At 68.2% G+C, this 21,563-nt stretch carries 19 protein-coding genes and 2 pseudogenes; 10 read left to right on the top strand and 11 right to left on the bottom strand.

The genetic code is table 11. The annotated features are described in order from the left end of the window. Positions 1-13: 13 nt before the first annotated feature. From EUA06_RS05965 to EUA06_RS05955, 3 genes are read right to left on the bottom strand one after another with little or no spacing between them, the layout of a single operon-like run. Positions 14-2,659 (bottom strand): multicopper oxidase domain-containing protein, encoded by a 2,646-nt coding sequence (locus EUA06_RS05965; protein ID WP_129474096.1) that lies wholly within the window; start codon positions 2,657-2,659, stop codon positions 14-16. Beyond that, positions 2,656-3,780: a hypothetical protein gene (locus EUA06_RS05960; RefSeq protein ID WP_207208226.1), complete on the bottom strand. Its 1,125-nt coding sequence runs from the start codon at positions 3,778-3,780 to the stop codon at positions 2,656-2,658. The genes EUA06_RS05965 and EUA06_RS05960 overlap by 4 nt, the downstream gene beginning before the upstream one ends. Then, entirely contained in the window at positions 3,777-4,409 is a 633-nt protein-coding gene (locus EUA06_RS05955; RefSeq protein WP_129474095.1) for a helix-turn-helix transcriptional regulator, read from the bottom strand. Before EUA06_RS05955 ends, EUA06_RS05960 begins: the two co-directional genes overlap by 4 nt. Before the next feature lie 46 nt (positions 4,410-4,455). On the opposite strand from EUA06_RS05955, the pseudogene EUA06_RS23300 reads away from it, so the two are divergent. The 4 genes and pseudogenes from EUA06_RS23300 to EUA06_RS23350 all read left to right on the top strand — a co-directional run. Continuing rightward, a pseudogene (locus EUA06_RS23300) lies at positions 4,456-4,917 on the top strand (hemerythrin domain-containing protein); the annotation flags it as partial. Further along, positions 4,912-5,250, top strand: coding sequence for a DUF2249 domain-containing protein (locus tag EUA06_RS23295; RefSeq protein ID WP_340640784.1), 339 nt, complete (start codon positions 4,912-4,914; stop codon positions 5,248-5,250). The pseudogene EUA06_RS23300 and the gene EUA06_RS23295, both read left to right, overlap by 6 nt. A gap of 104 nt (positions 5,251-5,354) precedes the next feature. Beyond that, the gene (locus EUA06_RS05945; RefSeq protein ID WP_129474093.1) at positions 5,355-5,945 is read left to right on the top strand and encodes a hypothetical protein; all 591 of its coding nucleotides are present in this window, start codon (positions 5,355-5,357) and stop codon (positions 5,943-5,945) included. Between the two features lie 52 nt (positions 5,946-5,997). Next, positions 5,998-6,237, top strand: a pseudogene (locus EUA06_RS23350) (DUF2237 family protein); the annotation flags it as partial. Here EUA06_RS23350 and EUA06_RS05935 read toward each other — a convergent pair. Together EUA06_RS05935 and EUA06_RS05930 are read right to left on the bottom strand one after the other, a co-directional pair. Further along, the gene (locus EUA06_RS05935; protein ID WP_165354276.1) at positions 6,238-7,107 is read right to left on the bottom strand and encodes a thermonuclease family protein; all 870 of its coding nucleotides are present in this window, start codon (positions 7,105-7,107) and stop codon (positions 6,238-6,240) included. A 97-nt stretch (positions 7,108-7,204) separates the two neighbouring features. Beyond that, positions 7,205-7,699, bottom strand: a complete 495-nt coding sequence (locus EUA06_RS05930; protein WP_207208225.1) for a DUF4234 domain-containing protein — start codon at positions 7,697-7,699, stop codon at positions 7,205-7,207. A 215-nt stretch (positions 7,700-7,914) separates the two neighbouring features. On the opposite strand from EUA06_RS05930, the gene EUA06_RS05925 reads away from it, so the two are divergent. The 3 genes from EUA06_RS05925 (at position 7,915) to EUA06_RS05915 (ending at position 12,046) form a co-directional block, all read left to right on the top strand. Further along, positions 7,915-8,373: an Ltp family lipoprotein gene (locus tag EUA06_RS05925; RefSeq protein WP_129474091.1), complete on the top strand. Its 459-nt coding sequence runs from the start codon at positions 7,915-7,917 to the stop codon at positions 8,371-8,373. A gap of 95 nt (positions 8,374-8,468) precedes the next feature. Beyond that, on the top strand, positions 8,469-8,882 hold the full coding sequence (locus EUA06_RS05920) for a (deoxy)nucleoside triphosphate pyrophosphohydrolase (RefSeq protein ID WP_129474090.1): 414 nt from the start codon (positions 8,469-8,471) through the stop codon (positions 8,880-8,882). Between the two features lie 71 nt (positions 8,883-8,953). Beyond that, positions 8,954-12,046, top strand: a complete 3,093-nt coding sequence (locus EUA06_RS05915; RefSeq protein ID WP_129474089.1) for a DEAD/DEAH box helicase — start codon at positions 8,954-8,956, stop codon at positions 12,044-12,046. A gap of 38 nt (positions 12,047-12,084) precedes the next feature. Here EUA06_RS05915 and EUA06_RS05910 read toward each other — a convergent pair whose 3' ends face one another. The 3 genes from EUA06_RS05910 to nrdR form a co-directional block, all read right to left on the bottom strand. Continuing rightward, positions 12,085-12,675 carry a hypothetical protein gene (locus EUA06_RS05910; protein ID WP_129474088.1) on the bottom strand — a complete coding sequence of 197 codons (591 nt, stop codon included), beginning with the start codon at positions 12,673-12,675 and terminating at the stop codon, positions 12,085-12,087. Positions 12,676-12,864: 189 nt separating this feature from the next. Continuing rightward, complete coding sequence (locus tag EUA06_RS05905) at positions 12,865-15,792, bottom strand: vitamin B12-dependent ribonucleotide reductase (RefSeq protein WP_129474087.1); 2,928 nt, start codon at positions 15,790-15,792, stop codon at positions 12,865-12,867. A 108-nt stretch (positions 15,793-15,900) separates the two neighbouring features. Continuing rightward, positions 15,901-16,377: a transcriptional regulator NrdR gene (gene nrdR, locus EUA06_RS05900; RefSeq protein ID WP_129474086.1), complete on the bottom strand. Its 477-nt coding sequence runs from the start codon at positions 16,375-16,377 to the stop codon at positions 15,901-15,903. Positions 16,378-16,716: 339 nt separating this feature from the next. Here nrdR and EUA06_RS05895 point away from each other — a divergent pair, with 339 nt between their 5' ends. Continuing rightward, the gene (locus EUA06_RS05895; protein ID WP_129474085.1) at positions 16,717-17,049 is read left to right on the top strand and encodes a hypothetical protein; all 333 of its coding nucleotides are present in this window, start codon (positions 16,717-16,719) and stop codon (positions 17,047-17,049) included. Between the two features lie 25 nt (positions 17,050-17,074). Further along, on the top strand, positions 17,075-18,469 hold the full coding sequence (locus EUA06_RS05890) for a serine hydrolase domain-containing protein (protein WP_129474084.1): 1,395 nt from the start codon (positions 17,075-17,077) through the stop codon (positions 18,467-18,469). Between the two features lie 44 nt (positions 18,470-18,513). Here EUA06_RS05890 and EUA06_RS05885 read toward each other — a convergent pair whose 3' ends face one another. The 3 genes from EUA06_RS05885 to EUA06_RS05875 all read right to left on the bottom strand — a co-directional run bounded on the left by EUA06_RS05885 (position 18,514) and on the right by EUA06_RS05875 (position 20,505). Next, on the bottom strand, positions 18,514-19,167 hold the full coding sequence (locus EUA06_RS05885) for a hypothetical protein (RefSeq protein ID WP_129474083.1): 654 nt from the start codon (positions 19,165-19,167) through the stop codon (positions 18,514-18,516). Positions 19,168-19,313: 146 nt separating this feature from the next. Beyond that, the gene (locus tag EUA06_RS05880) at positions 19,314-19,838 is read right to left on the bottom strand and encodes a hypothetical protein (RefSeq protein WP_129474082.1); all 525 of its coding nucleotides are present in this window, start codon (positions 19,836-19,838) and stop codon (positions 19,314-19,316) included. 316 nt (positions 19,839-20,154) lie between these two features. Then, positions 20,155-20,505: a LysM peptidoglycan-binding domain-containing protein gene (locus EUA06_RS05875; protein ID WP_129474081.1), complete on the bottom strand. Its 351-nt coding sequence runs from the start codon at positions 20,503-20,505 to the stop codon at positions 20,155-20,157. 286 nt (positions 20,506-20,791) lie between these two features. Between EUA06_RS05875 and lexA the strand changes: the two genes are divergently transcribed. After that, entirely contained in the window at positions 20,792-21,514 is a 723-nt protein-coding gene (gene lexA, locus EUA06_RS05870; RefSeq protein WP_129474080.1) for a transcriptional repressor LexA, read from the top strand. The last annotated feature ends 49 nt before the right edge of the window (positions 21,515-21,563 follow it).

The following is a 21,563-nucleotide window of genomic DNA, read 5'->3' as shown; positions in this document are numbered from 1 at the left end:
GCGAGCGCCGGCCTCACCGGCGAACCTGCAGCACCCCACGGGCCCCGCGCTCGGCGTCGACCATGACGTGGCTGACGAACGGGTAGTCGCCGGGCTCGTCCAGCACCAGCTCGACGAACCCGCCCTGGGCCGGGAGCAGCGGCAGCACCTGGGCACCCCCGTCGCGCGACGGCCCCGACCGGCTGCCGAGCTGCCACGCGCCCTCGGAGAACACGGTGTCGCACTGTCCGCCGACCACGTGGAAGGACGAGGCGCGGCTCGGTCCCGCGTCGAGCACCCAGAGCCGGACCCGTTCGCCGGTCCGGGCACGCAGGGGCTCGTGCGCGTACTGGTCGGGGTAGCCGTTGAACACCACGGCGTCCGGGTCCTCGGCCGCGACCTTGTCGAGGTCGGCGACCGCGCCGTTTGCCCCGTGGTACTGCTCCGACTGGACCAGGACGTACTCCCGGTCGACAGGGGGCAGGCCGGGCGGCTCGATCACGACGGCGCCGAAGAGGCCGTTGGCGATGTGCGCGGTCATCGGCATCGTGGAGCAGTGGTACATCCACACCCCGGCCCGGGTCGCGGTGAAGCGGTAGGTCAGCGACTCCCCGGGCGGGATCGTGCGCATCACCTCCTCGGGCGCGCGCACGCCCGCGTGGAAGTCGATCGAGTGGCCCATCGTCCCGTCGTTCACCAGCGTGATGACGAACCGGTCACCAACGCGTCCGCGGAGCACCGGGCCGGGCGCGGTGCCGTTGAAGGTCCACACCTCCTGGGTCACACCGGGAGCGACCTCCGCCTGCTGCTCGGTGATCCGGAAGGTGCGGCGGTGGACCCGTCCTGGTGCTAAGGGAGGCAGGACCGGGTCGTACGCCGCGAAGTCCGGTCCCGGGTCGCCGGCCGCGTCGATCGGGGCGCCGGACGCATCGTGGCCGTGGTGCTCGTGCCCGGCGGGCTCGACGGCACCTCTCTCGGCGTCACCCCCTGCCGCGCCGTCCGACCGACCGCCGGTGACCTCGACCGTGAACGTCATCCCCATCTGGCGGTGCCCGACGACCGAGCACCAGCCGTCGAGGTCGCGACCGACGACGCCGACGTCCAGCACGGTCTCCTCCCCCGGCGCGATGCGACCGGTGTCTGCGCCGGTCTCCAGGACCAGGTCGTGGACGTCGCCCGCGCTCTCGTTGCGCACCGTGATGACCAGCCGGTCACCGGCCGCCACCTCGACGCGGTCGGGGGTGAACCGCATCTCCCGAGCCACCACCTCGACCTCGACGGTCCGGCCGGTGGGTGCGACCCCGGCGTCCGCCGAGCCCACCCGGCCCAGCGCGGCCGGGTCGACGGCACCGCCGACGGCCACGGCCAGCGCGGCGAGCGCCACCCCGACAGCGGCCAGCCCGGTGTTCTGACCGCGGGGTCGGACGGCGGCCGCTGGGGACGCCTCGCCCCGGTGCCGAAGGCGTACGGCTCGCAGCAACAGCGGGACGAAGCTGGCGAGCGCGCCGAGCACCAGCACCGACGCCACCACCCGTACGACGCTCGGCACGGGCAGCAGGCACCACACCAGTCCGACGTTGGCGAGGGTCACCCGCAGCGCCCCGCCCGAGTCGAGCGCCTGGTTGGCCGTACGCACGGCGGCCGGTCCGCCGCCGAGCACCACCGGCACGAGGTAGGACAGGGCGCCGAGCAGCACCTGGGCGACGAATCCGGCAGCCAGGTAGGGCGCGGCGTCGTGCAACGCACGGGACACGTCGTCCCACTGGCCGCCGGCCGCGACCCGCACCGACACCCAGGCGAGCATCGCCACCAGCCACAGCACGCCCGCGCCGACCGACCACGTGGGGAAGCTGCCGGGCGGCTTGGCCCGCGCCGCGGCGATCATCGGGCGGACCAGGACCAGGACGCCGCCGAGGTAGGTCAGCAGGCCGAGCGCGACGACGCGGGGCTGGTCCGTCCACGCGGCGGCCGCCACCAGGCCGATCCCCGCGACCAGCACGGGCAGCGCGGCGCGCGACGTCTTCTCCGCACCCTCGGCCAGGCGCGTACGCAGCATCGTCGGCCAGAGGGTGACGAGGGTGCCCAGCACGGTGAGGCCGACCCAACCGAGCACGTTGATGCCGGCGTGGGCGATGCGCACGCGGGCGTCGAGGGGATCGGCGAGCCCGCGGGCGAGCCACACGCCCAGCGTCGCCCCGACGGGGAGCAGGGAGCCGGCGGCGAGGTAGTAGTGCACCGTCGGCGCGAAGCGTGACCGGAACCTGCCGCGCAGGCCTCGCGCCAGGGACACGACGTGCCACGTGACGACCAGCGCCACGGCCACCGCGCCGACCAGGACGAGGAGCCACCCGTCGAAGGCGACTCCGATCGTGACCGCGACCGCGCCGAGGTCGAACGTCGCCAGGCGGATCGACTGCTCCCGCCGCGGCGTCGCCGGTCCTCGCAGCAGCGTGTCGGCGAAGTAGCGGCTCCACACGAGGATCGCGTGGCCGGCGGCTCCGAGCAGCAGCAGGTGCAGCAGCAGCCAGCGCGGCTCCGGCACCCACTGGTGCACGAGCGCCACGACCACGGCTGCCAGCAGCCAGCCCACGACGGGCAGGTCCCGGATCGGCCAGAAGCCGCGGGTGCCACGTGTCGGTTCGCCGGCGCGGGTCCCGGAAGGCGTCTGCAGTGTCGTCATCGCGCGACCTCTGCGGTGCGCCTGGTGGGTGCGGTGGCGTGCGGCGCGGGCGGGCCCATCACCGTGCTCGCGGCAGCCACCACGAAGAACAGCAGCAGTGCCACGGCGTTGCCGGCACCGCCGATCTCGCGCGCCAGGTCGCTGCCGAGGGCGTCGCCTCCCCAGAGGCGGAGGACGAGCGATGCCTGGAGCAACAGCCACGGCGCCCACATCGCCGGGCGATAGGGCAGCGGCACCCGCGTCACCGCCGGGAGGATCGACGGAGCGTGCGCCATGATCATCGAGATGGTGAAGCCGAGGAAGACCGCGTGCACCAGCGCGTCGTACGCCGCCCCGTCGGCCGGCTGTCCCGAGACCAGCCAGATGCCGCCCGCAACGGCCAGCCAGCCCTGACCGGCGAGCATGCAGGCAGCCGCGAAGCGCGGGAGACCGCTGCTGCGGAGGGTCCGCCTCGCCACGTCGTACGTCACCAGCCAGGCGACCAGCAGCAGGATCACCAGGCCCAGGACGCCGGCCCCGACCCGCGGCCACATGGTCGCAGCCGGGACGCCGACGGTGACCGCGAGGCCCAGCAGCACCAGCGAGGTCCCCGCTCCCACCGGCATGGCCAGCCGGGCCAGCTCGAGCCGCTCGCCGCCGATCGTCAGCACGACGAAGCCGGCCAGCCACGGCAGCGCCAGGGCTGTGTCGGCGCCACCGAGGACGAGCACCGCGCCACCCAGCGCGAGGACCGCGCCGAGCGCGGTGACGAGGACCGCGTCATCGCGCTGGCGCCGCCACAGGGGGACGTAGATCGCGCACAGCCCGGCCGTGCCGGCCACGAGGAGGAGGTGGCCGAGCCGCTCCCCACCCGGGACGAGCAGCGTCAGGCCGCCGGACCCGAGGAGGGCGGGCGCGGCGTAGCCCCAGGACGTGCCGAGGGCGACCGCGCGCTCGAGTGCCACGAGCGTGCCGACGAAGCCGAGCACCATGAGCAGCCCGTGGGCCTCACCCAGGCGACCGGAGGGCACCGGCGCCCACACGCCCAGCAGGGTCAGGCCGGCGTCGACGCCGACGACCATCGCGACGGCTGCGGGGATCGCCAGCAGCGCGCGCGGCGCGGGTGCTCGCCGCTCGCTCACGGGAGGCTCACCACGCAGCCCAGGGTGTCGGGGCGCGGACGGAGCCCCGCACCGTCGGCGCCGAGCACCCCCTCGACGAGCCCGAGGTGGACCGCGCACACGACCGAGGGGTGCGACCGTGCCGCCTGGAGGATGGGACAGGCGTTCAGGGCGATCCGGTCGCCACTGGCCTCGGGGGCGAAGCCGGTATGGGCGAGGGCCAGCAGCACGCGCTCGCGGCCGTCCTCGACCGCTCCGAGCTGGGAGCGGAGTCGTTCGCCCCAGGCCCGGCCGCCGCGCACGGCGGCGGGGTCGAGCGAGGGCCGCTCGCCACGATCGACGCCGGCACTCGTGTCTGCGTCCGACGCTGGTTCCTGGTCCAGGCCGGAGGCGAGCGCCATGGCGAGCGCCGCATACTCCGGCTCGCGGGCGAGGTAGCCCCACGCCGGGCGACCGCGACCGCCGCTCCGGCTGGCGATGCGGCTCGCGTTGCCGCCCGCCACGATCGCGTCGAGGTGACCGCGCAGGGTGTTCGGGTGCAGCCCGGTGAGGTCCTCCAGCTCCCCCAACGTCACCGGTCGGCCGGCCTCGCGAAGGGTGGCCAGCACGCGGGCCTGGGCCGCGGTCACACCCTGCTCGTTTATTTCCACGGGGTTCATTGTAGATTATTAGCAACCCCAACAGAGGAGACACCCCATGTCCACCGTCACCATCGCCAGCAGCCACGCCGACGCAGAAGCGGCCGAGAAGGTCGAGCAGCACCATGCCGCGATGGCCGGCCGGCTCGACCTCCTCACGGCCGACGTCGTCCGCGCGGCACGCACCGACCGCGCCGAGATCGCGCGGGACGAGCTCCTGTCCTGGCTGCGCGACGACCTCGTGCCGCACGCGACCGCGGAGGAGCAGACGCTCTACCCGGCGGCCGCGCAGCTCCCGGAGACGCGGCTGCTGGTCGAGGCGATGCTCGCCGAGCACGTCCTCATCCACCGGCTCGTGGCCGACCTCGAGGCCGCGGCCGACCCGGTCGAGGCCGCCGCGATCGCCCGCGCCCTCGAGACCGTCTTCGACAGCCACCTCGCCAAGGAGAACGACCAGCTCATCCCGACGCTCGTCGCCTCGTCGGCGTACTCGGTGGCCGAGATGCTCGACGGCATGCACGACCTCCTCGGCGGCGGTCACGACGGCCACGACCACGTCGAGGAGGCCGCTCCGATCGCCGCCACCGGTGGGCACCAGTGCGCGTGCGGCGGCCACGACGAGGTGGGCCTGCCCGAGCTCGACGCCCGCACCATCCCGCACGCCATCCGCCACGCGACGATCTTCGGCGCACTGGAGGGTCTGCGCCTCGGCTCCGGCTTGCTGCTGGTCGCCGACCACAACCCGCTACCGCTCCTGGCCCAGCTCGAGCAGCGCGCTCCTGGCGCCTTCGCAGTGGACTACCGCGAGTCCGGCCCCGAGCTCTGGCGCCTGGAGCTGGCCCGCAAGGCCTGACCGGAGCGCGAACGTCGCAGCCGCTCGGCCGTGGTGGCCGGTCGGCCCACAGATCGGGACCAAAGGCCCTGCGCCCTGCGCGAACCGGAGCCCACACTGGCCAGATGACCTCGAGCTCCTCGCACGTGTACGTGCCGTGGTTCAGTCGCCGCCCTCGGCTTGCGCTCGCTGGAGTGCTGGCGATGTTCGTGGCCATCACAGCGGCGCGGCTCGCGCTGGGCGACGACCCCACGGTGGGCATCACGCTGTTTTACGTCGTGCCGATCAGCCTCGTCGCCCTGGCCTGGGGCCGCCTGCCCGGCGTGGTCGCGTCAGCGTCCGCCCTGGCCCTGCTCGCGCTGTGGGTGGCGATCGACGGCGTGGACCTCACCCCCCTCGGCTGGGCCGCGCGTGTCGTACCGATCATGCTCGTCGGCTTGGTCCTGGGCGACGCCTCGGACCGCCTGCGCCGTGCCGAGCAGGCCCGGGTCGAGCAGGTCGAGCGTGAGCTGCTCCACCGAGAGGCGGTCGAGATCAACGACTCGCTGCTCCAGGACATGGCCGCAGCCAAGTGGGCGCTCGAGGCCGGCCGCTCCGACGTCGGGCTCGAGCGCCTCAGCGAGGCGATCGCGTCGGGGCAGAAGCTCGTCTCACAGCTGATCCGCGACTCGGCGATGGGGCCGCTCGACATCTCGTCCGACGTACGCCCACGCTGACCGACGCAGTCGTTGGGCACGTCCCTCGCCGGCGACCTCGACCAGCTGCAGCAGCGACCCCATCACCGGCGTCTATCGCGACCGTACCTGCACGAACGGCCCGCAGGAGGTCGGCCTCCACGCGAACCGCGCCGTCATGACCGAGGAGCCACTCGCTCACCGAACGTCTGTGGGCCACGACTCTCTACCCGCCCCGAGTGGCACTTCCACGGCCCGGACGTCCCCGCCGACACCTCCCACCGTCACGAGTACTGACAGATCGAGCGGGGGTTTCGTGGCGGCACAGCGTTGACTAGCAGGGGTACCAGATGACGCCGCCCGGTTCATAACAGCGCGGCCCCGTGTAGCTGTGCGAGACACCAGGCGGCCACCACCCGCCATTGTTCGAGCTAGATGAGTCGTCATCAGTGTCGTTGTGACCAGAAGACGCATTGCGCACGATGTTCCACTGCCGCGTGTTGGATGCTCGAACGGCGTTGGCACGCCGACGCACTGGGGCCATCAATGCCTTGGTGTACGCCGTGAAGTAGGCCGACTTTACGCCGTAGCGCGACGCCGCAGCGAGCGCCAGTACGGCCAGCGCGCGATTTAGCTTTCGGTTGGCAGCCTCGTACTGCGCGCGTGTGCGCACAGGCGCTGATGCTGCCTGGGAAACCAAAGCGTTGGCTCGGCGCGTGCGTGCGATTGGCGTGCACGTCCGCGTCGGGCTGAACATCCCCACTTTTCCTCGCTTGGCCCGATTCGCGGCTGAGACAACGCGGGGGTAGAAGGCGCTGTTCGGCGCGATCATGAGCGGGAACCCCAGACCGCGTTCTGCGAGGGAAACCGAAAGCCACTCGCCCTCGGCCGGCTTCACCAGCGCCAGTAAGCGCTCGTACGGATCGCGAAGGTCGCGGTCGTACCGAAGAGCGATCACTTCTCCGGCAGGTAGCTGCACAGACGTGAAGTCGGTCGCTTGATCGGCCATGCATGTCCCGACCTCAGGTGTGTCGATGTTGAGGAAACGCACTCGTTCCTCGACGCCATCGACCGTCGCAACGATCGTGTCGCCGTCGGCGACTCGCTCGACGAGGCCCGCAGTTGATGGTGCCGCAGCGGCGGCAATCGGGAGAAAGCTAGTGACGGTCAGGATGACCGCAGCGGCACTGACCGCAGCACGCATGAGCGTTGGGAGTGACGCGGACGGAATGATCGGTGACGGCAAGAGAACTCCACTGTGAGTGCACGGACGCATGCTGCGAACATCGCAGCAGCGGATCTCAGCGGGCGCCCTGCGAACGCCAGTACGCGTTGAGCGCCCCGTTGGTCTTTACGAACCACACGATGGCGCCAACCAGGAAGAACCAGCCGAGCAGTAGCATCCACAGTCCGGTGACTCCGCTGACGGGACCCCGCATGCCTCGGCGCTCATAGAGCTTTCCCACCTCGCTCGACGAGAGGAACGGGCTCGCGATGCCGATGAAGATCGCCAGCACGAGAGCGAGCCCTCCACCCAGACCGTCACCCGTGTGACGCTTCATCTCGTCGTGCGTCGCGTAGTACCAGTACAGCGAGTAGATGCCCAGGGTGACGATGCAGAGCGCAAAGCAGGTCCCTGTGCTGCGAACCTTGCCAACCGGACCCGCAGCTGGTGCATACGCCGTTGCGACGGGGTAGCCGGTCGTCGCGGGGATCATCGGGTACCCCGGCTGCTGCGGAGCGGGCCAGTTCTGTCCCTGGATCGGGCTAGTCGTCACGTCGTTGTTCTCGGTCACAGGTCCCCCAGTGGCGTTGCGTTGGCTTTCGGCTCGGCGAAACGTACATGCCGTTTCGCCCCGTGTCCGGGTTTCGGTGAGTTGCCCGCCGACACGAGCGAGCGACGTGACCGGGACTTCAGAGCCGTCAAGACGACTTTGACGAAAGCGCCACGGGATGCGAGGCGTCTTACCTAGTCTGCTTCCACACATTCAGCATCACGGGGGAACAAGTCATGAAGAAGATCCTTGGCGCAGCGATGCTCGCCTCAATTCTGACGATGAGCATGACGGCCTGCGAGGTCCCGGAGGACGGGGGGACCGCTGCCGATGGCGCGTCCGTCAATCAGAAGAAGAAAGACAAGCCCGCGAAGGCTGACAAGGCCAAGAGCGAAGCGCCTAAGGAGACTGCCGGGCAGGAGAACGCTCGCGAGAGTGCCGAGTCGTACCTCGACGTCAGCGCGTTCTCTCGCACGGGGCTCATCAAGCAGCTCAAGTTCGAGGGCTACTCGGAGAAGGACGCGACCTATGGCGTCGACGCCCAGAAGGCCGACTGGATGAAGCAGGCCGCGGCCTCCGCTGAGAACTATCTGGACATGAGCTCCTTCTCGCGCGATGGCCTCATCCAGCAGCTGAAGTTCGAAGGCTTCACGCCGGAGCAGGCCGCGTTCGGGGCCAAGAAGAACGGACTCTAACCTCGCCTTTGCTTCGATGAGCGCAGTCGCCCGGCCCACTCGCTACTCCGGAGACCGGGAGTTGACCTAACCCGGCGATCAGGCAAAGGAGTTCGGTGAAGAAGGACATCCACGTCGTGGGCGCGGTCATCGTGTCATCGGGCAAAGTGCTGTGCGTTCAACGTGGGCCAGATGGCACTCTGCCGGGCCTGTGGGAGTTTCCCGGGGGCAAGATCGAGCCTGGTGAGACCGCGCAGGAAGCATTGCGTCGCGAGGTCGTGGAGGAGCTTCAGTGCCACGTGCACGTAGGCGAAGAGTTCACCACCACGCGCCACACGTATGACTTCGGCATCGTCCACCTCTCCACGTTCTACTGCGAACTCGTCGATGGATCTCCTCAACTTTCGGAGCACTCGGACATGACGTGGAGAGATCCTGCCGATCTCCGCGATCTGGTGTGGGCCCCAGCAGACATCCCAGCGGTCCAACTCATCGAACAACGCTTTGGTGTCTCGAGAAGCGCAGGCTGACGGACCGAGGCGGACGCTGTCTTGCTACCGAGCGCCATCGATCACCACCCAACTCTGGAAGGGTTCGAGACGTGACGACCGCAGGCGAACTCCCGACCGGACTACACGAGTCGGTGGTTACGGCTCAGCTGCAGGACCAGCTTCTGGCAGAAGTCACCCGGTTGGTAGAGCTCGGGAAAGTTGATGATGGGGATCAGACACACGTGCTGGTACGCCACATCAGCGCGGCCCTCCACCGCCGACTGGCGTCCATCAAAGACCCCGCCGCACGCCTCGTCGTGGCCAACGAGCTTCTCGGCGCTATCGAGCATCCAGCGGACTCCGTCCTGGGACCCGTGCAGCAACTGCACTCCCTTCGACCAGCACTCGGCCCAGGTCAGGTCACGCGGTTCACACAGCGGCCCAAGACCCCCCTTAACGACGCCGCCCTGCTGACCAACGCTCAGGGCGAACCCAGCCTTGCGTCCGAGTTGCGCGCCGAGATTGGGTCCGCCAACTCGATCGACCTCCTGTGCGCATTCGTCATGTGGCATGGGCTGCGTCTCATCGAGGGCGAGCTCGCATTGGCCCGCGAAGCAGGCATCCCCATTCGCGTCGTGACGACCACCTACATCGGCGGCACCCAACGCGAAGCGCTTGATCGCCTGGTTTCCGACTTCGGCGCCGAGGTCAAGGTCCAGTACGACGCCAAGCGCACCCGCCTCCACGCCAAGGCCTGGCTATTCGGTCGCGACAGCGGCTTCGACACTGCCTACGTCGGGTCTTCCAACCTGACGACTTCCGCAATGCTTGAGGGCGTTGAGTGGAACGTTCGACTCAGCAAGGCTGCGACCCCCAGCCTCTTGGACAAGTTCCGTGCGACGTTCGATGCCTACTGGAACAGCCCAGAGTTCGAGTCGTACGACCCGGAGCGCGACCGCGATCGTCTTGACGACGCCCTCCTCGAAGCGAAAGGGGTCAAGAGCTCAGATCGAGTCACCATCAGCCTGGTCGGACTCGAGGTCCGCGCCTACCCGTATCAGCAGGAGATGCTGGACGCGATCGAGGTCGAACGTGTCCTCCACGACCGCCACCGAAACCTGGTCGTCGCTGCGACCGGCACGGGGAAGACGGTCATCGCAGCATTGGACTACCGCCACTTGGTCCAGCAGGCAGGCGGTCAGATGCCCAGCCTCCTATTCGTTGCGCACCGCCGCGAGATCCTCGAACAATCAATGCGCACCTACCGGGAAGTGCTTTCCGATGGCGACTTCGGTGAGCTCTACGTCGGTGGGCAGCGGCCCGAGCGCTGGAAGCACGTCTTCGCGAGTGTGCAATCGCTCACGTCGTACGGCGTAGCCAATATCCCGTCGGATGCGTACGACGTTGTGGTGATCGACGAGTTCCACCACGCTGAGGCGAAGACCTACCGCCGCCTCATCGACCACCTGCGAGCGCAAGAGCTCCTTGGTCTCACTGCCACACCGGAACGCGCCGACGGCACCGATGTGCGCTCGTTCTTCGATGGTCGCACCGCTACCGAGCTCCGTCTGTGGGATGCCCTCGGCGCCGACCTCTTGTGCCCCTTCCACTACTTCGGCATTGCAGACGGGACGGACCTTCGTCAGATCACGTGGAGTCGCGGGCGGTACGACGAGGGTCAGCTGGCAGACGTGTATACCGGCAACGACGCCCGAGCTCGCATCGTGCTCACTCAGGTCCGAGACAAGATCGCTAACGTGGGCGAGATGCGGGCACTGGGCTTCTGCGTCAGCGTCGCGCATGCCGAGTACATGACCCGAGTCTTCAACGAAGCCGGCATACCTGCACAGACAGTTACCGGTGGTACCCCTAGCGATGACCGTGCGAACGCTCTCAGGCAGCTACGGGCGGCCGAGACGAACGTGCTGTTCACCGTCGACGTGTTCAACGAGGGTCTCGATATCCCCGACGTCGACACTGTGCTGTTCCTGCGGCCCACTGAGAGCTCGACGATCTTCATGCAGCAGCTGGGCCGTGGCCTCCGACGCACGCACCGCAAGGCGGTTCTCACGGTGCTCGACTTCGTGGGCTACCACCGCAAGGAGTTCAGCTTCTCGAGGAAGTTCGGCGTCCTGACCGGCATCCACGGCAAGCACCTGGAGAAGGCCGTGAAGGAGGACTTCCCCTTCCTGCCATCCGGTTGCCAGGTGCGCCTCGACAAACAGACCCAAGAGGTGGTGCTGGAGAACCTCAAGTCTCAGATCGCCAATCGATGGGCACAAATCGTGGCCCAGCTTCGTGTCACACAGGACGACTCGCTGGACTCGTTCTTGGAGTCCTCTGGTCTCGAGCTCAGCGACATCCTTCGGCGCGGTAGCCACTCCTGGACGAAGCTCCGTCAAGACGCTGGACTCGAGACGCTTCCGGGCTCAGAGCTTGAGGCGAAGCTTCTCAAGCGGGTACGAGCCTTCGCCCATGTCGACGACCCGCAGCGTGCGACTGCCTATCGCTCGCTGCTTGCCGACGAGTCACCGCGGTACGCCGAACTCACTGCTGGGGAGCAGCGCATCGCACGCATGCTTTACCACTCGTTCTGGTACGACGGCGGAGGGTTCGAATCGATCGAGGAAGGTTTCGACGCGATGCGTCACGAGGCGGCCGCCCGGGCGGAGGTCGCGACCGTCGTCGACCTGAGCTTCGAGGCAGCTCGACACGTCCCCGTCCCTCTTGGCGGAGCTCTGGCCGACATCCCACTCCAAGTCCACGCTCGCTACCAACGTGAAGAAATCCTGTCGGCGCTCGACTTCCCTCGCCTGCCGAACAGCTTCCGCGAGGGCGTCTTCTACTTCGCGGAGCGGAATGTGGACGCTTTCTTCATCACGCTCAGGAAGTCCGAGGCCGACTACTCGCCAACGACGATGTACGCCGACTACCCGATATCGCGGGACCTGTTTCACTGGGAGTCGCAATCGACAACCTCAACCAACTCCCCCACGGGTCGTCGCTACCTCGACAGCAGCTCGACGGTCCTGCTCTTCGTGCGTCAGGAGCCGAAGGACGGCTTCGGAACGTCGCCCTACCTGTTCCTTGGCCCGGCGTCGTACGTGTCTCACACCGGCGACCGACCCATCGCGATCACCTGGCGTCTAGCCACGCCGATGCCGACGGACTTCTTCAACCACGCGTCAGCGATCGCGCACTAGGGCAGCCCCGCCGCCCGGAAGTGACGCAAGCGATGCGCTTAGTTCGACCGTCTGACGCGGCTCGGCTCGGCTGCGGACGCGATCGCTTCGTCAAGTTCAGAGAATGGATGTGGCCGTCCTGCAGTGCTCGAGAGCGTCGTCAAGCTCATGGAGGCGCCTGCTTGTGTCGCGATGGCCTCGCGTCCGGTGACGTAGAACTGCCACTGCGAGACAGCTAGCGGGTCATATTCGTCGTGAGTCACGGCGGTGTGAAGGCCGAACACGTACGCATCTGCATGGAAGAGTTGCGTCGTCGACCATGCTCCCGTGGCTTCATCCCATCCGTACGCAGCGCCGACCTGGAATCTCGGAACACTGAGCTTGCTTTGTCCCCACGCCTGTAGGTATCCCGACGACTTGACCTCGATCCGCGCGCCATTCGGACTCGTGACGTCCCATGGGGCCCACTCAACTCGGGCAGCCGTTGAGCCGACAGCGCGAGCGACCAAGAACTCGGCGAGGTAGCCGCGGACGTTGTTAGTGCGCAGGTCGGTCATCGCGAATCGCCAGAAGTCGATGACTGCTGCTTCCACGCCCTCAAACGGCTCGGTCCCGGTCAGACGGGGAGCCTGCGGAGGATCAAACATCATCTGCCGATCGAATCAGTTCGGAGCGAGCCGCACTGCGAGTTTTACTCAAGCGGCGCCTTAACCTCGCCGCCAAAACACAACTTGTCCGGCCCATTTGCCGCCACGCCGTCGCAGCGGATTTTTGCAGGTAGGCCCATAGGCAGATGGGCCCCACGCTCGACGCGTAAGGGCCCACCTACCTGGCGATCATCAGCTGCAGCCGCTGGTGCTCCCGCAGCCCTCGCACACGTAGCACGAGCCGGCCGGGCGCATCTTCGTGCCGCAGGTCATGCAGAGCGGCGAGTCGACGGCGGTGCCGGTGAGCTTCTCGAAGAGCTCGGCGGTGGTCTTGGCCTCGCCCGTCGTGAGCTTGGCCGGGACCTCGCGGGCCTCGTTGCCGTGGGTGTCCTTGGTCTCGATGTCGATGACCTCGGTCTCGATACGCTCGCTGGCGCTCGCTACTCGACCAGCAGTGGGCTCCGCCTCGACGAGCTCGGCAGCCGAGCCCGTCTCCTCCACGAGCGGCTCGTAGGAGCCGGTCTCGAGGTGGCGCTGGCGCTCCGTGGCCGAGTAGATGCCGAGCATCGAGCGGTCCTCGAAGGACAGGTAGTCCAGGGCGAGGCGGCGGAAGATGTAGTCCATGATCGACTGCGACATCCGCACGTCCGGGTCGTCGGTGAGGCCGGCGGGCTCGAAGCGCAGGTTGGTGAACTTCGAGACGTAGGTCTCCAGCGGGACGCCGTACTGCAGGCCGACCGACACCGCGATCGAGAAGGCGTCCATCACGCCGGCCAGGGTCGAGCCCTGCTTGCCGAGCTTGAGGAAGACCTCGCCGAGGGTGCCGTCGTCGTGGGCGCCGGAGGTCATGTAGCCCTCGGCACCGCCGACGGTGAACGACGTGGTGCGAGCGGTGCGCGACTTCGGCAGGCGCTTGCGGACCGGGGCGTAGACGACCTTCTCGACGACCTTGGCCTCGACTGCAGAGTCGGAGGCGAGCTTGTCGGCCGCGTCCTTCTTGGCCTTGCCGCCACCGTCGGACAGGGGCTGGCCGACCTTGCAGTTGTCGCGGTAGATCGCGGTGGCCTTGAGGCCGAGCTTCCAGGACTGCATGTAGACGTCCTCGATCTCCTCGACCGTGGCCGTCTCCGGCAGGTTGACCGTCTTCGAGATCGCGCCCGACAGGAACGGCTGCGCGGCAGCCATCATCCGCACGTGGCCCATCGGCTTGAGCGAGCGGGCGCCCATCGCGGTGTCGAAGATCTCGTAGTGCTCGGTCTTGAGGCCGGGGGCGTCGATGACGTGGCCGTGCTCGCCGATGTAGGCGACGATCGCCTCGATCTGCTCCTCCTGGTAGCCCAGCTTCTTCAGGGCCCGCGGGATCGTCTGGTTGACGATCTGCATCGAGCCGCCACCGACGAGCTTCTTGAACTTCACCAGCGAGAAGTCGGGCTCGATGCCCGTCGTGTCGCAGTCCATCATGAAGCCGATCGTGCCGGTCGGCGCGAGCACCGAGGCCTGCGCGTTGCGGAAGCCGTTCTTCTCACCGGTCTTGATCACGTCGGCCCAGGCCTGCGTCGCGAGCTTGTGCACGCGGCCGTCCTCGGTGTGCAGCACGCGGACGACGTCGTTGGCCGCCTGGTGCTTGCGCATCACGCGCTTGTGGGCGTCGGCGTTGCGGGCGTAGCCGGCGTAGGGCCCGACGATGCCGGCGAGCTCGGCGCTGCGCTTGTACGACGTACCGGTCATGAGCGACGTGAGCGCGGCAGCCATCGAGCGGCCGCCCTCGGAGTCGTACCCGAGGCCCATCGCCATCAGCAGCGCTCCGAGGTTGGCGTAGCCGATGCCGAGCTGGCGGTAGTCGCGGGTGGTGTCGCCGATCGGGTCGGTCGGGAAGTCGGCGAAGCAGATCGAGATGTCCATCGCGGTGATGATGAACTCGACGGCCTTCGCGAAGAGGGCGGCGTCGAAGGTGTCGTCGTCCTTGAGGAACTTCAGCAGGTTGAGGCTGGCGAGGTTGCAGGACGAGTTGTCGAGCGACATGTACTCCGAGCACGGGTTGGACGCGGTGATGCGGCCGGTCTCCGGGTTCGTGTGCCAGTCGTTGATCGTGTCGTCGTACTGCAGGCCCGGGTCGGCGCAGGCCCAGGCGGCCTCGCTGATCTTGCGGAAGAGGTCGCGGGCGTCGACGGTCTCGATGACCCGGCCGTCCTCGCGGGCCTTGAGGCCGAACGACGTGCCGTCCTCGACCGCGCGCATGAACTCGTCGGTGACGCGGACGGAGTTGTTGGCGTTCTGGTACTGCACAGAGGTGATGTCGGCGCCGCCGAGGTCCATGTCGAACCCGGCGTCGCGGAGGGCGCGGATCTTGTCCTCCTCCTTCGCCTTCGTCATCACGAACTCCTCGATGTCCGGGTGGTCGACGTCGAGGACGACCATCTTGGCCGCACGACGCGTCGCGCCGCCCGACTTGATGGTGCCCGCGGAGGCGTCGGCGCCGCGCATGAAGGAGACCGGACCCGACGCCGTACCGCCGCTGGAGAGCAGCTCCTTCGACGAGCGGATGCGGGAGAGGTTGAGGCCGGCACCGGAGCCGCCCTTGAAGATGAAGCCCTCCTCCTTGTACCAGTTGAGGATCGAGTCCATCGAGTCGTCCACGCTCAGGATGAAGCAGGCGCTGACCTGTTGCGGCGAGGCGGTGCCGACGTTGAACCAGACGGGGCTGTTGAAGGAGAAGTACTGGTTGACGAGCAGCCAGGTGAGCTCGTGCTCGAACGTCTCGGCGTCGGCGTCGGTGGAGAAGTAGCCGTGCTCGATGCCGGCCTTGGTGTACGTCTTCACGACCCGGTCGATGAGCTGCTTGAGGCTCCACTCGCGGGCGTCGGTGCCGACCGCGCCGCGGAAGTACTTCGTCGTGACGATGGTCGAGGCGTTGACGGACCAGAAGTCGGGGAACTCGACACCGCGCTGCTCGAAGACCACGTCGCCGGTCTTCCAGTTCTGCTGCACGACGTCGCGACGCTCCCAGGTGATGGCGTCGTAGGGGTGCGTGCCCGGAGTGCTGAAGACACGCTCCAGCGACAGGCCCTTGCCCTTCGCGCCCTTGGCCTTCGAAGCGCCGGTGCTCACCGTCTCGGTCATGCTGTGTCCTCTATCCCGTGTGGTTGCTGAACTGTTGCGAGTCGTCTCGCTGGTGCTTGGTGAGGCCCGGCAGACCGCTTCCCCACGATCTGCCGGGCCCGCTTGGGGTCAGCCTGTCGTGGCGGGCTGATCGTGGGTCGCGCGTTCGAGTCGCAGCATGGCGATCTCGGCCGTGAAGTCGTCGGCCGACTCGAAGGCGCGGTAGACGCTCGCGAAGCGGAGGTAGGCCACCTCGTCGAGCGCGCGCAGCGGGGCGAGGATCGCGAGCCCGACCTCGTTGGCGTCGAACTCGGCCTGGCCGCTGAGGCGCAGCGCGTCCTCGACGTCCTGGCCCAGGCACGCGAGCTGGGCGTCGGTCACCGGTCGGCCCTTGCAGGCCTTGCGGACGCCGGCGATCGCCTTGTCGCGGTTGAAGGGCTCGGTCGCGCCGGAGCGCTTGAGCACCGTGAGCTGCATCTTCTCGACCGTCGTGAAGCGGCGGTCGCACTCCGAGCACGTACGACGCCGGCGGATCGACCCGCCGTCGTCGGCGACGCGGGAGTCGAGGACCTTGGTGTCCTCGTTCTTGCAGTAGGGACAGTGCATGGCAGCCTCTCCTCTCGAGTCGTCGTGCAGGCGCGCTTCATAGGCCCTGCGTGGGGTGTGAATGAACTGTGGATAACCGGCTCTGGGGTGTGGGCGACGCCCGGTCCCTCTGTGAATGAGCTGGGGATAACTACAGCGGTGTAAGTACTAGATGTAGTGGTAACCGTACGTCCCGACCACAACACTTGGCAAGGGAACGCCGGAGATCTCCCTGGGTATTTGCGTCATCAGGTAAAACCGCAGGTCAGTGCGCTGGATTCCCTCTGGGGGCGGCGTGTCGGACACATCCGGTTGGCTGATCAGGTGCCCCACTCAGGCCACATCCGTCACAATGAGCCCGTGTCCACGGGGAAGCGAGCAGGGTCGCGTCGCGGGGCATCCGCGCCACGGACACTGAACAAGGCAGCCCTCGTCCTCGGCGCCGCGATCACGCTGTGCGTCGTTGCCTGGGGCTACCTCGTCTACGCCGCCATCGACTTCGGTACGGCGGCACGCGGGGGCAGCTCGTCGGCGTGGTGGTTCATGGCCCTGGCCTGCCTCGGCGCGATGGCCTGCCTGTTCGTGGGACTGCTGCTGGTAGCCCGCCTGCTCCGGGCGCTGGGGATCACCGAGGCCCCGGAAAAGCCGTCTTCCGAGCCTCGCCCCGTCGGGGGCAAGCGCGCCGCTCGCTGAGCTGGTGTCGCCTAGGGTCACTGAGGTGCACCAGCTCCCGCGCGACACCCCCGCCAGCCAGGGCGTCGACCCCGCCGCCGTCCTCGGATTCCTCGACGCGGTGGACGCCGACCCCGCGGTCGAGCTCCACGGCCTGATGGTGCTGCGGCACGGGCACGTCGTGGCGGAGGGCTGGTGGGCGCCGCACACGCCCGAGCGGACCCGCCTGCTCTACTCGATCAGCAAGAGCTTCACCTCGACGGCCCTCGCGCTCGCCGTGGACGAAGGCCTGCTCGGGCTCGACGACACGGTGCTCGACCACTTCCCCGAGTACGCCGACGAGGACCTGTCGGCGTACACCCGGTCGACGACCCTGCGACACCTCGCCTCGATGGCGAGCGGCCACGGTCGCGAGATGTGGCCCGAGGCGGTGGCCGCGGATCCGAGCGAGCCCGTCCGCGGCTTCCTGGTCTCGGCTGCTCCCGAGCACGCTCCCGGCAGCGTCTTCGCCTACAGCCAGCCGTGCACCTACACGGTCGCCGCCGCGATCCAGCGCCGGACGGGGCAGCGGCTGAGCGAGTACCTCCGAGCCCGTCTCTTCGACCCGCTCGGCATCGGCGAGGTGGGCTGGCGCTGCTTCCCGCCCGGGCGCGAGCAGGGCTTCAGTGGGCTCTTCGCCCGGCTCGAGGACGTCGCCAAGCTCGGCCAGCTCTACCTCCAGCGCGGCCGGTGGGGCGACGACCAGCTCATCCCGGTTGCGTACGTCGACGAGGCCACGTCCGCGCAGGTGCCCTCGCCCGACATGGACCAGCCCGACTGGAGCCAGGGCTACGGCTACTGCTTCTGGATCGCGCGCCACGGCTACCGCGGCGACGGGGCGTTCGGCCAGTTCTGCATCGTGCTGCCGGAGCACGACGCGGTCATCGCGATCACCGGCGGCACCGAGGCGATGCAGGAGGTGGTCGACCACGTGTGGTCGCAACTCCTCCCTGGTTTGGGTGGCTCCGTCGACGCGTCTGCTCAGGACGCCCTTGATGATCGGCTTCGCACGCTCGGCCTCCCGCCGTGCGCGGCTGACCCTTCACCTGTCGTCCGCGCGGACGAGGCCGGCCCCGGACTGGCGGCAGGCACCTTCACGGTCTCGAGGGGCGACGATCGGATCGAGGTCACGGCGACCGAGGGCGACAACATTCTGACCTTCCCCGTGGGGTTGGGCTCGTGGCTGACCTCGGAGCCCGTGGATGCGTACGGCGACCCCGTCCCGCTCGCGGCGTCGGGCGGCTGGATCGACGGCGACACGCTCCGGGTCGAGGTCGTCTTCCTCGAGACACCCCACCGCATCGATGTCGAGTGCTCGCTCTCTTCAGGGGCCTCGCACGCCACCTGGCGCACCGCCCCCTTGGACGGCGGCAGGATCAAGACGCTGCACCGTCCGCGCTAGTGCGGCGTCCACGGTGCGTCAGCTGCACCACGGACACCGCACAATCAGCGGACGACGAGCTGCGGGAGTGCCTCGACGACCTCGAGGTCCTGGTCCTCGCCGTTGATCCAGATGGTCGACGGGATCTCCTCGGGCGGACCGCCGTTCACGGTGAAGCTCGCCGCGCCGTACTGCGTGTCCACACTGACGAGGACCTTGTCGGTCGTCTCGTAGACGTGGGCGACGTCGAGGTCGGGGTACGGCGCGCCCGGGCTGGTCGTGGTCGTCGAGCTGCCGTCGCCGAAATGCCACCTGTACGCGATGGGCTCGGCGGTGACGACGACCCTCGCCTGGACGAGGCTGACGGGGATGCTCGTCGCCTCCGTGTTGGACGTGTAGAAGTTCGTGTCGAGGTTGACCAGGGTCCGGCCGTCGGGCGGTTGGACCTCGAGCTCGGAGGCGGGCCAGTCGAGGTTCTCGAACGCCTTGAGCACCAGGATGCGGATGGGCGGCGGGTCGCCCACCTTCCGCTCCTCGTCTGCGGTGAGGCACGCCGTCCCGAAGACCTCGCCGTCACGGTAGAGGGTGTACCGGGTGCCGGGGACGCCAGCGGCGGTTGTGCACTCCTGGGGGTTGAAGCACACGCCCTCGGGGGTGCGCCCGTCGTCCTTGCAGAGCTGACGGACGGTCCAGGTGGCGGTGGGGTACTGCGTCTTCATGTCCTCTATCTCCGCAGAGGACTTGTCAGCGCACTCTTGGCTCGCAAACGTGAGGTCGACGTCCTCGCCGCATCCGGCGACGGCAGCACCGGCAGGAACGAGCGCAAGAAACGCCGCGATCACAACGAGACAAACCCATCGACGCATCATCCGGGCAGTTCCTTGCTCTCAAGGACCTGCCAGCTTGAGTCCACCGGCTTGAGCACGATCAGCTGCACACCCCGGCCACCCTCTAGCTGCTTCCAAGGACCGTTCGCGGTTTCTCGATACCTCGTGGGCGCCGATCGGACGACGAATCGGAAGGCGTTAGCACTCGGTGCACCCCGCGGCGCGAGGTTCAAGATCTTCCACCCGTCCCACTCGACTGACCCTCCGCCGTCATAGATGCCGTCGACCGTTTCGGCGATTCGCTTGCAGTCGTCGCAGTCCGGACCCAAGCTCAAAAAGCGTTCCGTGTCGCCGGTCACGAACATCCGCTGGTTCTCGTCGGCCCAACGCCGGATGAAGTCCTCCGCGCTCTCCTGCTCCGGCGTCTCCGAGTCCGTAGGCGAAGGCGTTGTCGGAGACGGCGATGTGGTCGGCGGGTCGGGCAGGATCGGTTCGGGGTCGGAACAGCCCGCGAGCAGGAGAGGTCCTGCGAGGGCCAGCGCGAGGATGCGGCGTACGTGCATGAAACTGCCTTCCCGAGACAACGTCTGCACCGCTGAAACTACCCATGGGAGCTGCCCGAGAAACAGCCCCTCGGCAAAGCCTGTGGAGAACTGGCGCCGAGGCTGAGGGGTCTCGATACGCCCGCTCGTTCCTCGCGGGCTACTCGACCACCGACGGGAAGCGCACCTCGCGGCTACTCGACCGCCGATGGGTGCGTTCTTCGCGGGCTACTCGACCACCCGTGCAAATGTGCGAGGGGCGGGCCACTGGGCCCGCCCCTCGTCTTCCCCTTGGTTCCACCAGCCGGGGTCGAAGCGGCTGATGGAGGCCTCTGCGTCAGTCGGTGACGACCGGGACGCGGAGCTTCTGGCCGGCGGCGAGGCCGGTCGACTCGAGGGCGTTGAGCCGCTCGATGTCGTTCATGACGCCGCGGACGTCGCCGTCGACGGCGATCTCGCTGGCGATGCCCCACAGCGTGTCGCCGGGCGCGACCTGGACGATCTCGGTCGGCTCGGGCTGACCGGCCTCGTCGGTGCCGACCGCGCCGCCGGCCAGCACGAAGGCGGCGGCGAGCGCGATGAACAGCGCGGTCAGGAAGACGACCAGTCGACCGCGACGGGTCAGGCGGACCGTCGAGCGGCGAACGGTGGTGGGGACGAAAGCGGGGGAAAGGCTGAGGGTGCTCATGGTGGCCTCCTGGGGAAGTGTCAGCCGGTCTGGTGTCTGTTGATCTATGTCTAGAGGGAGCCACCGACAATGGGTCTGGATCGTCGGGGTCGATCAGACGTTCGATCGAACAGGTGTACGACGTTAGAGCACGTGTTCGAACAACGCAAGCACCCGATCGAACATGTGTTCGGCGTGTCGAACAGACGGATTTCGCGACACGCAGGTTCGAACAGGTGTTTGATCCCGGGCCGCTCCGAGGACTACGGTGAGCGGACTTGCTTCCCGCGTCGAGAGGTTCCCAGTCATGGCCAGGTCGGACGACAAGACAGTCATCGAGATGCCGGACGGTCCCCCGGACGCCACCGGACTGACCCCGCGCCAGCAGCGCGTGCTCGCCACCATCAAGGACTCCATCGAGACCAAGGGCTACCCGCCCAGCATGCGCGAGATCGGCCAGGCCGTCGGCCTCACGTCGTCTTCCAGCGTGGCCCACCAGCTGCGCGTGCTCGAGGGCAAGGGCTTTCTCAAGCGCGACCCCAACCGGCCCCGCGCCCTCGAGGTGTTCCTGCCCGAGGTGATGGCCGCCCGTCGCTCGATGTCCAGCAGCGACGAGTCGAGCGTCGACGAGACCGGCATCGGCGACTTCTCCCCGACCGCGGTCAACATCCCCGTCGTCGGCCGGATCGCCGCCGGTGGCCCGATCCTCGCCGAGGAGCAGGTCACCGACGTGTTCCCGCTGCCCAAGCAGCTCGTCGGCGACGGCACCCTCTTCCTGCTCGAGGTCTCCGGCGACTCGATGGTCGACGCGGCCATCTGCAACGGCGACTACGTCGTGATCCGCCAGGAGCAGACGGCCGAGAACGGCCAGATCGTCGCCGCGCTCATCGACGGCGAGGCCACCGTGAAGACGTTCCAGCGCAAGGACGGCCACGTCTGGCTGCTGCCGCACAACGCGGCGTACGACCCGATCCCCGGTGACAACGCCACGATCCTCGGCGTCGTCACCGCGGTGCTGCGCAGCCTGTAGCCCGACGGGGTGGGACGGCCGTTGAAAGCAGCCACCCACCGGGACACGA

The organism is Nocardioides glacieisoli, from assembly GCF_004137245.1.
Taxonomy (GTDB): domain Bacteria; phylum Actinomycetota; class Actinomycetes; order Propionibacteriales; family Nocardioidaceae; genus Nocardioides; species Nocardioides glacieisoli.
Note: the sequence above shows the minus strand (reverse complement) of the source record. Positions and strands in the feature narration are given on the sequence as shown.

Excerpts from the sequence above, each read along its gene's own strand:
- EUA06_RS05925 (WP_129474091.1), top strand. The coding sequence starts at position 7,915 with ATGAAGAAGATCCTTGGCGCAGCGATGCTCGCCTCAATTCTGACGATG.
- EUA06_RS05965 (WP_129474096.1), bottom strand. The coding sequence starts at position 2,659 with ATGACGACACTGCAGACGCCTTCCGGGACCCGCGCCGGCGAACCGACA.
- EUA06_RS23295 (WP_340640784.1), top strand. The coding sequence starts at position 4,912 with ATGCACGACCTCCTCGGCGGCGGTCACGACGGCCACGACCACGTCGAG.
- EUA06_RS05880 (WP_129474082.1), bottom strand. The coding sequence starts at position 19,838 with ATGCACGTACGCCGCATCCTCGCGCTGGCCCTCGCAGGACCTCTCCTG.
- nrdR (WP_129474086.1), bottom strand. The coding sequence starts at position 16,377 with ATGCACTGTCCCTACTGCAAGAACGAGGACACCAAGGTCCTCGACTCC.
- EUA06_RS05910 (WP_129474088.1), bottom strand. The coding sequence starts at position 12,675 with ATGATGTTTGATCCTCCGCAGGCTCCCCGTCTGACCGGGACCGAGCCG.
- EUA06_RS05945 (WP_129474093.1), top strand. The coding sequence starts at position 5,355 with ATGACCTCGAGCTCCTCGCACGTGTACGTGCCGTGGTTCAGTCGCCGC.
- EUA06_RS05885 (WP_129474083.1), bottom strand. The coding sequence starts at position 19,167 with ATGAAGACGCAGTACCCCACCGCCACCTGGACCGTCCGTCAGCTCTGC.
- lexA (WP_129474080.1), top strand. The coding sequence starts at position 20,792 with ATGGCCAGGTCGGACGACAAGACAGTCATCGAGATGCCGGACGGTCCC.
- EUA06_RS05905 (WP_129474087.1), bottom strand. The coding sequence starts at position 15,792 with ATGACCGAGACGGTGAGCACCGGCGCTTCGAAGGCCAAGGGCGCGAAG.
- EUA06_RS05875 (WP_129474081.1), bottom strand. The coding sequence starts at position 20,505 with ATGAGCACCCTCAGCCTTTCCCCCGCTTTCGTCCCCACCACCGTTCGC.
- EUA06_RS05935 (WP_165354276.1), bottom strand. The coding sequence starts at position 7,107 with ATGCGTGCTGCGGTCAGTGCCGCTGCGGTCATCCTGACCGTCACTAGC.